Source organism: Coleofasciculus chthonoplastes PCC 7420, assembly GCF_000155555.1.
GTDB classification, from domain to species: Bacteria; Cyanobacteriota; Cyanobacteriia; order Cyanobacteriales; family Coleofasciculaceae; genus Coleofasciculus; species Coleofasciculus chthonoplastes_A.
This window is the reverse complement of sequence record NZ_DS989848.1, coordinates 85,435-99,239: the sequence shown is the minus strand read 5'-3', so window position 1 is coordinate 99,239 and position 13,805 is coordinate 85,435. Positions and strand designations below refer to the sequence as shown.

Annotated in this window: 12 protein-coding genes; 3 read left to right on the top strand and 9 right to left on the bottom strand. The window is 45.3% G+C overall.

Features of this window, described 5'->3' with window-relative positions; all coding sequences use genetic code 11:
• Nucleotides 1–57: 57 nt before the first annotated feature.
• The 6 genes from dnaK to MC7420_RS42455 all read right to left on the bottom strand — a co-directional run bounded on the left by dnaK (nt 58) and on the right by MC7420_RS42455 (nt 7,725).
• A complete protein-coding gene (gene dnaK / locus MC7420_RS12735) occupies nt 58–1,980 on the bottom strand; it encodes a molecular chaperone DnaK (RefSeq protein WP_006100892.1) in 1,923 nt (640 codons plus the stop codon).
• Between the two features lie 704 nt (nt 1,981–2,684).
• Nucleotides 2,685–3,806, bottom strand: coding sequence for a phospho-N-acetylmuramoyl-pentapeptide-transferase (gene mraY / locus MC7420_RS12730; RefSeq protein ID WP_044207087.1), 1,122 nt, complete (start codon nt 3,804–3,806; stop codon nt 2,685–2,687).
• A 192-nt stretch (nt 3,807–3,998) separates the two neighbouring features.
• Nucleotides 3,999–4,304 (bottom strand): hypothetical protein, encoded by a 306-nt coding sequence (locus MC7420_RS42460; RefSeq protein ID WP_232231697.1) that lies wholly within the window; start codon nt 4,302–4,304, stop codon nt 3,999–4,001.
• On the bottom strand, nt 4,273–5,100 hold the full coding sequence (locus MC7420_RS12725) for a baeRF7 domain-containing protein (RefSeq protein ID WP_006100893.1): 828 nt from the start codon (nt 5,098–5,100) through the stop codon (nt 4,273–4,275). Before MC7420_RS12725 ends, MC7420_RS42460 begins: the two co-directional genes overlap by 32 nt.
• 281 nt (nt 5,101–5,381) lie before the next feature.
• Nucleotides 5,382–5,930 (bottom strand): Npun_F5560 family protein, encoded by a 549-nt coding sequence (locus tag MC7420_RS12720; protein WP_006100958.1) that lies wholly within the window; start codon nt 5,928–5,930, stop codon nt 5,382–5,384.
• Between the two features lie 136 nt (nt 5,931–6,066).
• Nucleotides 6,067–7,725, bottom strand: a complete 1,659-nt coding sequence (locus tag MC7420_RS42455) for a hypothetical protein (RefSeq protein ID WP_006100997.1) — start codon at nt 7,723–7,725, stop codon at nt 6,067–6,069.
• 117 nt (nt 7,726–7,842) lie between these two features.
• Here MC7420_RS42455 and MC7420_RS12710 point away from each other — a divergent pair, with 117 nt between their 5' ends.
• Nucleotides 7,843–8,805, top strand: coding sequence for an ABC transporter ATP-binding protein (locus MC7420_RS12710; RefSeq protein WP_006100757.1), 963 nt, complete (start codon nt 7,843–7,845; stop codon nt 8,803–8,805).
• 62 nt (nt 8,806–8,867) lie between these two features.
• Nucleotides 8,868–10,154: a three-Cys-motif partner protein TcmP gene (tcmP, locus tag MC7420_RS12705; protein WP_006100765.1), complete on the top strand. Its 1,287-nt coding sequence runs from the start codon at nt 8,868–8,870 to the stop codon at nt 10,152–10,154.
• A 64-nt stretch (nt 10,155–10,218) separates the two neighbouring features.
• On the opposite strand, the gene MC7420_RS12700 is transcribed toward tcmP, so the two are convergent.
• From MC7420_RS12700 to rpmF, 3 genes are all read right to left on the bottom strand, one after another.
• On the bottom strand, nt 10,219–10,968 hold the full coding sequence (locus MC7420_RS12700) for a DUF5131 family protein (RefSeq protein ID WP_006100783.1): 750 nt from the start codon (nt 10,966–10,968) through the stop codon (nt 10,219–10,221).
• Between the two features lie 422 nt (nt 10,969–11,390).
• Entirely contained in the window at nt 11,391–11,984 is a 594-nt protein-coding gene (locus MC7420_RS12695; protein WP_006100820.1) for a sulfite oxidase-like oxidoreductase, read from the bottom strand.
• A gap of 119 nt (nt 11,985–12,103) precedes the next feature.
• Nucleotides 12,104–12,277 carry a 50S ribosomal protein L32 gene (rpmF, locus tag MC7420_RS12690; RefSeq protein WP_006101025.1) on the bottom strand — a complete coding sequence of 58 codons (174 nt, stop codon included), beginning with the start codon at nt 12,275–12,277 and terminating at the stop codon, nt 12,104–12,106.
• Nucleotides 12,278–12,774: 497 nt separating this feature from the next.
• Between rpmF and MC7420_RS12685 the strand changes: the two genes are divergently transcribed.
• Complete coding sequence (locus MC7420_RS12685; protein ID WP_006100872.1) at nt 12,775–13,710, top strand: glycosyltransferase family 2 protein; 936 nt, start codon at nt 12,775–12,777, stop codon at nt 13,708–13,710.
• The last annotated feature ends 95 nt before the right edge of the window (nt 13,711–13,805 follow it).

Genomic DNA, 13,805 nt, shown 5'->3' with positions numbered 1-13,805 from the left:
CGCTGATAATGATTAAAAATAGAGGCTAGCCTCTGGCTAACCTCTAATCCTAACCGACTATTTCGTTTCCGAGAATTCAGCGTCGATGACATCATCACCACCACCGGATTCACCACTGGGAGCCGCACCAGCTTCAGGTCCACCTGCACCACCGGGAGCCGCACCTGGTTCTGGACCACCCGCTTGTTGATACAAGTTAGCACTAATGCTGTAGAGTGCTTGTTGCAATTCTGTGGTCAGCGTCTTAATCTTCTCATCATCTTCCTGAGACACTGCATCTCGCAGATCCTTAATCAAGCCTTCAACCTTCGTCTTATCTTCTGCTGAGACTTTATCACCCAACTCATTAATCTGCTTCTCAGCTTGATACGTCAAAGAATCGGCTTGGTTCTTGCGATCGATTTTCTCACGCCGCTCTTTGTCCGCCGCTGCATTGGCTTCAGCTTCCTGAACCATGCGATCAACGTCTTCACTGGGTAGGGTAGATGCGCCTGTAATGCTAATCGATTGCTCTTTACCCGTACCTTTATCCTTCGCAGTAACATTCAGGATACCATTGGCGTCAATATCAAAAGTGACTTCAATTTGGGGAACGCCGCGTGGTGCTGGGGGAATCCCATCCAGACGGAAAGTCCCCAGACTCTTGTTATCGCCAGACATTTCCCGTTCACCTTGGAGAACGTGGATTTCGACGTTAGTTTGACCATCCACAGCCGTGGAGAAAGTTTCTGACTTCTTGGTAGGAATGGTGGTGTTGCGGGGGATAATCTTGGTCATCACACCGCCCAAGGTTTCCACACCCAAGGAGAGAGGGGTAACATCAAGCAGCAGAATATCTTTAACTTCACCCGCTAAGACACCCGCTTGAATCGCTGCACCAATTGCAACCACTTCATCCGGGTTCACGGTTTGGTTGGGTTCTTTACCCAATACCCGCTTGACTACCTCTTGTACCGCCGGAATCCGGGTCGAACCCCCGACTAAGACAATCTCATCGATCGCACTCTTATCAATTTTGGCATCGCGTACTGAATTCTCAACCGGGATGCGACACCGATCAATTAAGTCGGCACAGAGTTCTTCAAACTTCGCCCGAGTCAAGGTTGTATCCAGGTGCTTCGGACCATCCTGGGTAGCGGTGATAAAGGGTAGGTTGATTTCCGCTTGGGTAACGCTGGAGAGTTCAATCTTGGCTTTCTCCGCTGCTTCCGTTAACCGTTGCAGGGCTTGCTTGTCTTTGCGTAAATCAATCCCTTCAGATTTCTGGAATTCAGCGGCGAGGTAATCAACAATTTTCTTATCGAAGTCGTCACCACCGAGGTGAGTGTCACCAGAAGTTGATAATACTTCAAACACACCATCACCGACTTCCAGGATGGATACGTCAAAGGTTCCACCACCAAGGTCAAAGACTAAAATTGTTTCGTTGCTCTTCTTGTCTAAACCATACGCCAGAGAAGCCGCTGTGGGTTCGTTAATAATCCGCAACACCTCAACCCCAGCAATCTTACCGGCGTCTTTCGTGGCTTGACGCTGGGAGTCGTTGAAGTACGCCGGAACCGTAATCACGGCTTGAGTCACGGTTTCACCCAGGTACTTACTGGCGTCATCGACGAGCTTCCGTAGCACTTGAGCCGCAATCTCTTCAGGCGCAAATTGTTTACCTTGAGAGGGACAATCAAGTTTGACGTTATCGCCAACTTTGAGGACTTTATAAGAGACTTCGGTAGCTTCATTGGTGACTTCGCCATGTCTACGCCCAATGAAGCGTTTGACCGAGTAGAACGTATTTTCCGGGTTCATCACCGCCTGACGTTTGGCGATTTGACCCACGAGGCGATCGCCATTTTTGGCATACGCCACAACTGAAGGGGTTGTACGTCCGCCTTCGGCGTTAGCAATCACGGTAGGTTTACCCCCTTCCATGACGGCTACGCAGGAGTTTGTCGTACCTAAGTCAATTCCAACTACTTTTGCCATAAGAGTGTTCCAAGTTCGCTTAACTACAAATACTGGTGATGTTGGGGAGCGTGACTGTTAAGCCGTAATCCGGTTCAATCAGCAGCGTTTGGGAGCTTCAATATCATTGCTTCGGCTACCAATCTCTATACTGAACGCGGTTAGCCTGTCTCATGAAGGGGGGGTTCCCGAACCTGAGATGGGACGGTTCGATCGGGTGATTGCTCGTTCCAGTCGCTCTCCCAATTGCCAATCATCAACCGTTAACTTCGTGCTGATTTCTTTCGCTGTGTCTAATGTAGGAAACTCTAAGGGGTAAAGGTTTGGGGCGAACCGTAACGAATCAGTTGTGTTTGCCGTCTGTTACTCTGTTAAGGCATCTGTGCCCCTTCTAGGCTGGCAATCCTTGGTCTTAAGTACAACCCAGGACTCAGTGTTTAAATACTTGATTTTGACCAATATATCGGGCTATTATATAAGGTTATTTTAGAAGCAATCCCATGATTTTTGTCTCCTAGGAGCTTCTAATTGACTTCTTCACGCTTTGAAAAAAGAGAGTTTCATTGTAGGGGCGGGTTTAGCCACAATTGTAGGGGCGGGTTTAGGAACTACACTCAGCTATTGCTGAAATAACTGAACAACAAAACCCGCCCTAGCTCACCGATAACTGAACAACAAAACCCGTCCTGATTAAAAGCCTGGTTACAGATTGACTGAACGATCGCTCAAAAACCGGACTGCAATCCTAAACAAACCAACGCTAACAGCCCACCTGTCAAATAAAACGCTCCCACAATTTGGGTTTCTGACCAACCGCTTAATTCTAAATGGTTATGAAACGGTGACATTTTAAACAGCCGTTTGCCGACTCCAGCCTCATCTTTGGTGGCTTTGTAATAAGCAACTTGGGCAATCACCGAGATCGATTCCCAACAAAAAATGCCACTGAGAACAAATAAACACCAGAGGTTCTGACTCAATAATCCTACTGCCGCGAGAGCGCCACCTAAAGCCAGGGAACCCGTATCTCCCATAAACACAGCAGCAGGGTGGCGATTATGCACGACAAATCCTAGACAACTGCCACTGAGACAGGCACAGAACACCATTAAACCCGGTGACGTTGGGGCAACAATTGCAGCCAATGCCAAAAGCGCGATCGCACAGGTTCCCCCAGCCAATCCATCTACCCCATCAGTCAGATTCGTGGCATTACTTTCCGCCGCCAAAACAAACAGCGCCAGGGGCCAGAACAGTAATCCTAAGGGTAAGACTATCCCAAACGGGAGTGCGATCGCGGTAATACTAATCGGTTGACTTGCTGCCAGCCAAATACAAAATACCAACCCCACGCTGATCTGTAGTGCCAATTTCAGGCGAGGGGAAATGCCCTTATTAGAACGGCGGCGGATAATTTGCCAATCATCCAACCAGCCAATCATCCCATAAGCCAGGGTCACAACGGATACAACCAGGACATTAACAAACTCTTGCCCTACCAGTGCCAATCCCGACCAAACTAGAGCAACCATTACTGCCACCGGGACAAAAAACACCCCACCCATGGTAGGGGTTCCAGCTTTTTGTAAATGAGTTTGGGGTCCATCTTCCCGGACAATCTGCCCCATTTTCAACGTTTGCAGAAAGGGGACAACCCAATACCCCAGTGCTGCCGTCACCACAGCACAAATCAACAGGGGCAAAGTCATCGAGACTCCGGCGAACAGGAAGCGTTCCCCCAACCCATCTAGAATCAATGATCCCAGACTCAAACCAACGGCTAGTAACGTCAAGAGGCTGGAACCCGTTAAATTAAACGACCGCCCAGAAGTTAATTTTGCGTCTATCACGGACAAACTATCCCTTTATCGAACTTCCTCACACACAATCAGACGCATGGCGTCTTGGCGATTCCCGTGTGACCCACGGCACTGATGGGAATCGTAACATCAATAGGGTACTTGCAATCAATCCTTCAAGCAAATTTACTTCTTATTGTTGCCGGATGATTCATCACTATCGCTAACTAAAGGAGCAACTTAATAGCGGAAAACTGCCGCGATCGGTGATTGAGCGGGTACTCGCTCGGATTCTACAGCAAAAACTGTTCCACCATTCAAAACCGTATAAACGGCTGCTAAATCCAATAAATCTTGGTCACCAGCCTGGTGTTGCTCATGTAGCTGCACCGTGTTGCTCTGTGTGTCAAAGTTACCCCACTGCTGATGGTCTAAGGCGACAAACAACGAATCAATGCGTTGATTATAAGCCGCCTGCACTACTTCTTTCAGGGCATCAGAGGCTTGTTCCTGATTATTTCCAGAAAATTCTCGCTCTGCGGTCAATTGCGTCTTTCTCTGCTTGTTGAAATTTCGGCTGCACGATTGCCCAAGCTTGAGTATGCAGATCCTCTGGTTTCGAGAGTTCGGGATTACCTGTAATGCCTTCGTCCAGAAGATGGGGGTAGGAATTCACTCGTTTATAAATCGGCAGGAGATACTCTACACCCGCTAGCACTAGCGGTACAGTCTCATCTGGTAGAAACTCTTGTATCCCTTGATTCACTTGGCTGAAAAAACGGATGATCTGATTTTCTTGATCTTCATCCACACCTCGTCCATGCATAGTTCCCGGATCTGAACCGGGTAATCCACCAGGGGAATAGGTTTCAGAGGACATAAATTGAGTCTGATTCTCCGTATCCTCATACTGAAGTACACTCATCAGACTTTCGGGTAGATTGTCAATATTCTCAGGCTGAATTTCCCGAATGCGATCGCGTGTTCCTTCTAAGAGTCGCACTTGGTTTTGACTCAGTGCCAAGAGATAGAACCGTCCATCACCCGTCAACAGTGGCATTAGTGGCTTGAGGTGAAATTGGTCACTAACCACGACTAACTCCTCAAAATCAAGGGGTAGACGGTAATAGCGAAAGAAATTTGGGGCGGCGAACAGGGCAAGTCCATGATTCTGATGACGCCAAAACTCACCCCGATCTAACTCTTTAGCGCTGTTGAGCAGTTCTTGGGCATCGGCTGGGCGCATACCCTTCTCAACCAACTGGGCTTCGGCTTTCCCCCGGAGATTTTTGAAGCGAATGGGGTCTTGTTGAATTTCTGGATCTGCCGTATGGGTAGGCATAAATATAGAAACAGGCAAGATAGCCAGCTAATAACGCTTAGAGGCTAATTCTCTGACGACTGGTTGAAATTGGGTTGCTGTTTAGCCCAAAAGCCTTGCCTGACTTTATTTCAACGAAGATAGTAGGTTCAATACATCTGTCTTACGATAGGAAAGCCATGCTGATCCGCTATGATGCATATCAACAATGGCTCTCATCCTTGTAGTGTGAGCATCTTGCTCGCTACTAGTACCCAAATCTTGCTCGCTACTAGTACCCAATCCAAATGCTGAACAGCTTTCTAAACGCTACCAAAGGTAGGAATTGGGCTATTCGTCGGACGCCCAAAGCTAGGTAAGTCAACATGGGTGATATTGCGATTCCTGACCGCTAGCCGATAGCTGACACTTTGCAACTCAGCATGAAGTTGGCGATTCTCTCGTTGTAACCGACTCACCTTCTCTCTCACCGGTGCCATGCGTTCAGCGAACTTCTGGCGATAAATTTGGGGTAGCTCCTGAACCACCTGCTCTAACATGCGAGAACGGTCAGTTAATTCTTGCACAGACTGGCGCAACTGATAAATTTCTTGATCGCGAGTCGTAATCTGCTCTTGGTAAAATCTAACTTGCTGCTCCACATCTTGCAACTGTTCGCGCAAGACTCGCATTTGGGCTTGATGACGCTCAGAAACCTCGGCTGGCGGTTTAAAGTTCGCATTGCCTTTAACCAAGCGAAATAGCTCTTGAGAGAGTTGCTGCACGAGCTGATCTCTCAGATGTAACTCTTCCCGAAGGCGAGACACTTCAGTTTGCAGCGCTGGTAGGGTTGGGGTTTCAGTCGCGTTCACGATAGCAAAAAGCTCCAATACAATATGGACTCCCAATAGCAGAAGACGATGGGCAACGTCGCTCGGTGATGTGATTACCCTGTAGGAGGATGATATCACTACTAGGGTTATGCTTGACACGTTAACTCCAAAATAGTTATTTGTCATTTGTCATTGGTGGTTGGGGATTAGTGAGTTCCTCTTGCACCAATTGCGCTAACTTTTGGGCGGCACCTGATTCACCCCGGACTGCCCGTAAGCGCGATCGCATGTCTTCTAGTTTTTGGGGATGCTCTAAATACTCAAGTACCAATTGTGCCACATCCTGAGGTTTCAGTTGACCCACGACTTCTGGCACAATTTCCGCTTTTGCCCAAATATTGGGCCACGCAAATAGGCGTTTTTGTTGCAGAATCAGCCAATTAATCAGTTTGGCAAAGCTTGTTCCTACTCCGGGTAACCGGGCTAACAATCCGGGTAATCCATCCCAAGCCCGCATCGCATCCAGTTGCTGGGTGGGTAATAAAACGATCATTGGTACACCGAGGGAACCTAATTCCGCCGTATTCGCTCCCACTGTGGTTAAGCACAGACAGCATTGGGATAAAATCTCGTGGGCAGGGAATTCAGTTGTCAGTTCTACCGTTACACCACTCGCCATTTGGAGTCTTGAGTGTAGGGGTAGGTTTAGGGAATTTTGTTTCGTGGGTGATGATAACTTGGGTTCAAAACCCGCCCTGAATAATGTAGAGACTTCGCTCAAAGAAACCTGATTTTGACTGTAGGGGTGGGTTTCACTACTATCGTTGTCTGTCACCCGGATATTGCTAAACTCGCCCTCATCTCCCCCATCTAGCATCACCAATCTCGCCGCCCCCCATCCTAATTTCTGAATCAGGGGATTTTCGTAGGGATCAGCAAAACGGGCTAGCGTGGGTAAATCTAAGGTTGGTGCAACAGGAATCAAAAAACGGGTTTGAGGTCTAACTTTGTGAATGTGTTCAGCAATAGCTAACCCTAATGGTACTCCCTGAATCAATTTGGCAGGTTTTGACCCTGGAAGTAAACCAATCCATTCAATTGGGGAAGTGTTAAGTGTTGACCCTTCGCTTCGCTCGAAGGGAACCTGGTTTTGATCCTTCTCTTCTCCTTCACTTCCTTCGAGGACAGGGTTTTGAGTTAACTCCCTCTGCTTCCCCTGCTTCCTCTGCTCCCCCAGCTTTCCCAACTCCCTCTGCTTCCCCAGCTTCCCCTGCTTCCCCAGCTTCCCCTGCTTCCCCAGCTTCCCCTGCTCCCCCAGCTCCCCCAGCTCCTCTGCTTCCCAACTCCCTCTCGCCACATCTGCCATTAAATCTCCCACTACCGTTAACTTGTGGCGATAGTTTTTCGGGGCTTTGGCGATAATATCGGGTTTCATCACCCCGAACCGATCAATCCAGCGATGCCAACGGGCATCCCATTCGGCATAAACAACAGTACGATATTTGAAGCGAGAACCAATAACGACAGGAAAAAACTGATCGCCGCCTAAGAATACCACCACGCCGCGATCGCGCCAGTCCCAATTTCCGGCAGTTTTCCCCCAGAGCAAAAAGGGAAAGAAATGCTCTGCCCCTTGCACTCGGTCTACTTCGGGGTAGGATTGAACAATCTGGGCTTCTTTGCCTGTAGCATTGGGACAAGGAGACAGAATCACCGAGATTCGGAAGACAGCGCGATCGCATCCTAGCTGCTGGCGCAATGCTTTGACCACAGGACGTACCCAGGTGGTGACTTCACCCGGACCATTGGAGAGAATTAAAATATCATTGGTCATTGGTCATTTGTCATTGGTCATTGGTCATTTGTCAGGAAATATTACCCTTTTATCTGTCATTGGTCACTCCAATCCCACAATAGAATTCGCCAACCTTAGCAACAATCAGCCAAATCAGTGAGTGCTATTCGTTTTGATCAAGTTCATCTCCAATTTCCCGGGACGCCCCAACCGGCGGTAAATGGTGTAACCTGCGACATTGAAGCGGGTCAACTGGTCGTCATTTTAGGTCCATCGGGATGTGGTAAAACCACCGTTCTCAAGATGGTCAATCGATTGTATGAACCCACATCCGGCGCGATTTATCTGGATGGGGTTAATATCCGCAAAATGAAAGTCACGACGCTGCGTCAGCAAATTGGCTACGTGATTCAACAGTCTGGCTTATTTCCTCATCAGACGGTGGCGGAAAATATTGCCGTTGTTCCCAAGCTTCTGAAATGGTCACGCTCAAAATACCAGTCTCGCATTGATGAGTTATTGACGCTGGTCGAACTACCCCCTCAAGTTTACCGGAATCGTTACCCGGCACAGCTATCCGGAGGACAGCAACAGCGTGTTGGCGTGGCGCGGGCGTTGGCTGGTGATCCGAAGTTAATGTTAATGGATGAACCTTTTGGTGCCATTGACGCGATTACCCGCCAATCTTTGCAAGACGAAATCTTACGAATTCAGCGTCAATTGCATAAAACGATTCTGTTTGTCTCCCATGATGTGGAGGAAGCGCTGCGTCTGGGGGACAAGATTATGATTTTGCAAAAGGGTGAAATTGTCCAATTTGATACGCCGTTAAATATTTTGACGCACCCGGCTAATGATTTTGTCCGGGAGTTAATGGGTGCCGATGATATGTTGCGTCAGTTAAGTTTACAGGGCGTGGAGACGGCAATGCAGCCAGTTTCTCCAGATTATCAGTATCAGGATAATCGTGCGATCGCGCCTCACGAGAATTTGCGTCAAGCTCTATCCCTCCTCTTACAGACAGGAACTCAGAGATTACCTGTCATGGATAAAGGAAAAATTATTGGTGTATTAACCCTAGAGACAATTCAACAAGCCGCCAAGATGGGTCAATTTTGACCAGTATTTATCTAGGTTGTGTACAAATATCCTTGGTCACTACTTTAATAAGCTATAAAGATATGTCAGGCAAACAACTATCTCTATTTGAAGAGCAACCCGAAGATTCTAATGAATTTTTCGACTGCAAACGATCATGGTCTGTCGCTAAACATCGAATAATGCTGAAGTATATACATGCATTTTGCTATAGTCTTGGCGGAAATTTCAATACCATTAATTATGTCGATGGCTTTGCAGGAACTGGAAAATATGGCTCAGGAATTGGTATCGAAGATTTTGTGAAAAATTCTAATTTTTGGCAGCAACACAAACATGAATTTTCAGATATTGATGGTTCACCATTAATAGCACTTAAATACGCTAAACTCTTTGGAGAAGAAAAACGTGTCAACTTTAGATGCTTTTTCGTTGAAAATGATCCGTCATCAAATGAAAAACTCAGTGAAAATTGTGAATTTATAGATATAAATAAAGACTTGGATTATAAAGTTTATGCTCCTCAGCCTTTTGATGAAGCTTTCCCAGAAATAATGAACAATCTCGGAAATCATCCTACATTATTTTTTCTGGATGCTTTCGGTGTTAAAGGATTTACCTTTGACCAGATATGTTCAATTGGTAACTATGTTAAAAGGCATAAAGGCGATCTATTTTTACTCTTTCACAATCGATCAGTCGCTCGTCATGCAGGTCATTATACTACAAATTCTACAAATAAATCCAGCCAAAAAGCTTCGACAACATTTACTAATAACTTAACTGCGCTTTTAGGAGACAATTCAGATATAGACTGGAAACCAAAGTGGCTTGAACTAAGAGGTCAACCTCAAGCTTTTGAGAAATGGGCGCTTGAATATTTTAAAAATAGAATGAGGAATCAAGGTGGTTTTAAAGATGTAACTAGCTTTGAAGTTAAGGAAACTTATAGTGATAATAGACCCCAATACAGTATTGTAGTTGGTAGCAATTATCCAGAAAAAGCTTTTTGTGAATTTTTAAATGATTTTATTTGGGAAGAAAATAGATTGCTTTTTTACCAAGAAAATACTACTAAACAAATCAAAAATTTTCTTGATAGAGAATGGAATAATGAAAATACAATACGAATTAAAAAAATTAGGAATGAAGTTGTCAATGTATTGCAAGATGTTAAACCTTCTTGGTTAAGTTGTAAAGACGCAATTACAAAAAGTATTTTACAAATAAGTGAATTGGGTTTCCTCAAAAGGACTCAATATTACCAAGAAATCCTGACACCACTTTATGAAGCTGGAAAATTAGAAATCAGAAAACCTGGAGCGAGAAAACTATTCACTCTTAATAGTGAAATAAGATTAGTAGCATGAGAGTATGAAAACTTAATTTTTTGTAGTTTTAGGTCGCATAAGCTTATTAGTTAAAGTTCTCTCATCAACTGACTAGCTTATATATACACTTTTTTTTTGCTTGTCTGTGGCTATTCCAAGCTAATGGCATCTCATCCCAAATCTTCCCATCCAGTTCTCTTCCTCCAGCTTTTGGAGTTCTACCTCCCCATTGTTTAAAGAAAAATGCGACATCAAACCTCTGACATTGATCACGAATACTTTGCGCCCACTCTAACTTCATCGGACGATATCTATTTCCCGATTCGCCACCCACAATAACCCAATGAATATCCGTTAAATTAAGATGTAAATCACCGAGAAGTGGTTCACAAGAGAGAAAACGCACATTGGCTGGAACTTGTCGCAGGGAATCAACCCGATGAACATAGTCCTGATTTTCAACCGATACCCCCATCCAAATATTGTTATGCCATTCTAACTGAGACGCTAATTCAACTAAATGTTCATGTCGTTTGGTCAAAATTTGATAGATATGCTGCGGAGTTTGACCCATCACATCAAACACGTCTTTGAGAAATCCGATAGGCACGTCTTCGTGAAAAAGATCACTCATAGAGTTGACAAAAATGCGACTTGGCTTGCGCCAACGCAAGGGTTCTTTTATGCGTTCCCGATGCAGGGTTAAATCAAATCCATTGGGAAAATTCTGATGAAACCGTTTAGTTAGTGCTTCTGCATAACAATGGGTACAACCTGGACTAACTTTGTTGCAACCAGTTGTGGGGTTCCATGTTCGGTCTGTCCACTCGATACCTGTATGAGTGCTAGCCATATTCTCAGTCTACCCCTAACATTAATAGTCTTTCCTTTGCTTATTTATAGTACCGATGTATTGTAAACTTGTCCAGAGTTATGTGATTTAACTTTTGCCTGTTAATATTTGATAAGTTGCACCCGTTATAATAAAGGTTTGTAAACTGCTGTAAGGTAGCGGTATTAATCGATAAAAACTTTCATAGATGGTGCGTTAAGTTTCAGTCTTTTTATCCTGAAATTTGGCTGAAGCGGTGCTGAAATTTATTTTTTGATCATTAACTGCTATGATTCAATTGAAATTCTAAAGACCTATGTGGCTATTGCAGCTCGGCAAAAATACTTGAGCAGCTTCGTAGATACGATGAAGCAGGGGGAGCAGAGGGAGCAGGGGAAGCGGGGGGAGATATTAGCTGTTGGCGTTATTTCTGCCTTCTTGTACTAGAAACTATACCGTTCTTCTGCCCAAGGTTCACCTCGGCGGTGGTAACCATTACGTTCCCAGAACCCTGATTCCTCGTGGTCAAGAAACTCTAAGCCATTAATCCATTTAGCACTTTTCCAAGCGTAAAGGTGGGGAACCACTAAGCGCATCGGACCGCCATGTTCTGGGGGTAAGGGTTCGCCAAGCAGAGTATGGGCAAAAAAGTTATCCTCACGCACAAACTCGTCCAGTGTCAGATTAGTGGTATAGCCGCCATAGCAATGTTGCATAACATGGGTGGCTTTAGGGTCGAGTTCCACCTGACTCATAAAGTCAGTTACCCTGATCCCCGTCCATTGCACATCCAGTTTTGACCAACGGGTCACACAATGGAAATCCTTGGTGAAATCATGTTGAGGCATTGCCATCATATCTGACCAACGCCAGGTCTTTGGTATAGCCAAACCCCAAACCCGAAATTCCCAGTCATCAATGTTAACGTCGGGAGTCTCACCATAAGTTAGAACCGGGAAGCCCTTAGTCAGGTATTGACCCGGAGGAACGCGATCGCTCTGTTCTGGTTCTGGTTTGTGGAAAAATTTTCCGATCATAGTTCAACTATAAAAATAACCATCCTGAAAAGAGAGTGTAGAGACGTAGCCTGATACGTCTCTACTCCCCCATCTCCCCTCCCTGAACGGAGGTGTTCACAAACTCCTGCCACCCTATACTAGGCTTCTTCTTCCTCTTCTTCTTCAGTCGGATAGACAAACGTCGAACGTCCACTCAAAACTGCCTTACCCAGAGAGAGGGCTTTCTCCGCTTCCAATGATGCCTTGCGTCTCCAGTTAGCTCTACGTTTGTCTCGTTTTGACTTTGAGGTTTTCTTCTTGGGTACAGCCATGGTTGTCAGTTAGCAAATTTTGCACAGCCTTTCTATTGTATGCCATCAAGCCAAGTTGACATCCTCACCGACCTAAAAGGATCGGTAGTACGGTGCTGTTTTCTTTTGTCCGACTACTTACCTCACTGTTCTGAGGTTGCTTCTCCGATTGCCGATACAACGCTAAGGCATCATGCGGAAGCGACTTGGCTGAAATGTTAGACTGAGTAAGCCAATGTAAAGATTGGACAAAGATTTGGGATAGACCTAGACACAGCGATAGAAAACCTATCAAAATATACGTAGTGTAAAAAAATTCTTTTGATCCTTCGACGAGGCTCAGGGCAGGCTTTTCATTTGTGACTAAGGGCTAGTTTTATTGAGAAGTTATCAGTTTGAGGCTGTCCTAAACGGCTTACACCTGCCTCTACACTATAAATTTTGATTTCCAAGGTAGCATGACTAGTCTATATAAAGGAACCTGGCACTCATTTAATCGTTCACTCACTTTTTAACTTATGTTTTCCATCTACATTCTGACCCACAACGAGGAAATAGATATTGCGGCTTGCATTGAGTCAGCCCAGCTATCGGATGATGTCATAGTGGTAGATTCCTACAGCACAGACCGTACTGTAGAAATTGCCTCCCGCTACCCTGTTCGTGTTGTGCAACATCAATTTGAGAGTCATGGCAAGCAACGAACCTGGATGCTAGAAGCGATTCCCACAAAGTACCAATGGATTTATATCTTAGAAGCAGATGAGCGAATGACTCCTCAACTGTTTCAAGAGTGTTTAGCGGCAATAAAACGCCCAGATGCGGTTGGCTATTATGTAGCAGAACGAGTAATGTTTATGGGGAAATGGATTCGCCACAGCACCCAGTACCCCCGTTACCAAATGCGTCTTTTCCAAAAAGGAAAGGTTTGGTTCACAGACTACGGTCACACAGAACGGGAAGTTTGTAATGGATCAACCAGTTTTCTGCAAGAAACCTATCCCCACTATACCTGTAGTAAAGGCTTAAGTCGTTGGATAGAGAAGCACAATCGCTACTCCACCGATGAAGCGGCTGAGACAGTCCGTCAGTTAGAACAGGGAAATGTCAATTGGTGGAACTTATTCTTTGGTCGATCAGAAGTTGAACGGCGTCGAGCGCTCAAAGATTTATCCCTACGTTTACCTTTGAGACCCCTGTTACGGTGGATTTATATGTATTTCTTCCTGGGTGGTTGTCTGGATGGCAAAGCAGGAATGGCTTGGTGTACCTTACAAGCGTTTTATGAGTACTTAATTTTGCTGAAAGTCCAAGAAATGAAGCAAATGCCACCCTCTCATCTGTCGCCAGCTCATCCAATGACTGTCTTATCAGATGTTAAGGCTTCTGAGGTATCTAATAATTATCATCTACCTCCGATGCAACGGAAATTAGCCTCCACCATTAAACCTTGAGATAAAGGTAGACATACACCATCTTTGATATTTAGTCAAAAATATATTAATAAACTATTCTCCGTTTAGAGATTATATATCGATGCGGAGAATAG

Coding starts and splice junctions, on each gene's coding strand:
- MC7420_RS12725 (WP_006100893.1), bottom strand. CDS start 5,100: ATGCCTACCCATACGGCAGATCCAGAAATTCAACAAGACCCCATTCGC.
- MC7420_RS42455 (WP_006100997.1), bottom strand. CDS start 7,725: ATGACCAATGATATTTTAATTCTCTCCAATGGTCCGGGTGAAGTCACC.
- tcmP (WP_006100765.1), top strand. CDS start 8,868: ATGTCAGGCAAACAACTATCTCTATTTGAAGAGCAACCCGAAGATTCT.
- rpmF (WP_006101025.1), bottom strand. CDS start 12,277: ATGGCTGTACCCAAGAAGAAAACCTCAAAGTCAAAACGAGACAAACGT.
- dnaK (WP_006100892.1), bottom strand. CDS start 1,980: ATGGCAAAAGTAGTTGGAATTGACTTAGGTACGACAAACTCCTGCGTA.
- MC7420_RS12685 (WP_006100872.1), top strand. CDS start 12,775: ATGTTTTCCATCTACATTCTGACCCACAACGAGGAAATAGATATTGCG.
- MC7420_RS12695 (WP_006100820.1), bottom strand. CDS start 11,984: ATGATCGGAAAATTTTTCCACAAACCAGAACCAGAACAGAGCGATCGC.
- MC7420_RS12700 (WP_006100783.1), bottom strand. CDS start 10,968: ATGGCTAGCACTCATACAGGTATCGAGTGGACAGACCGAACATGGAAC.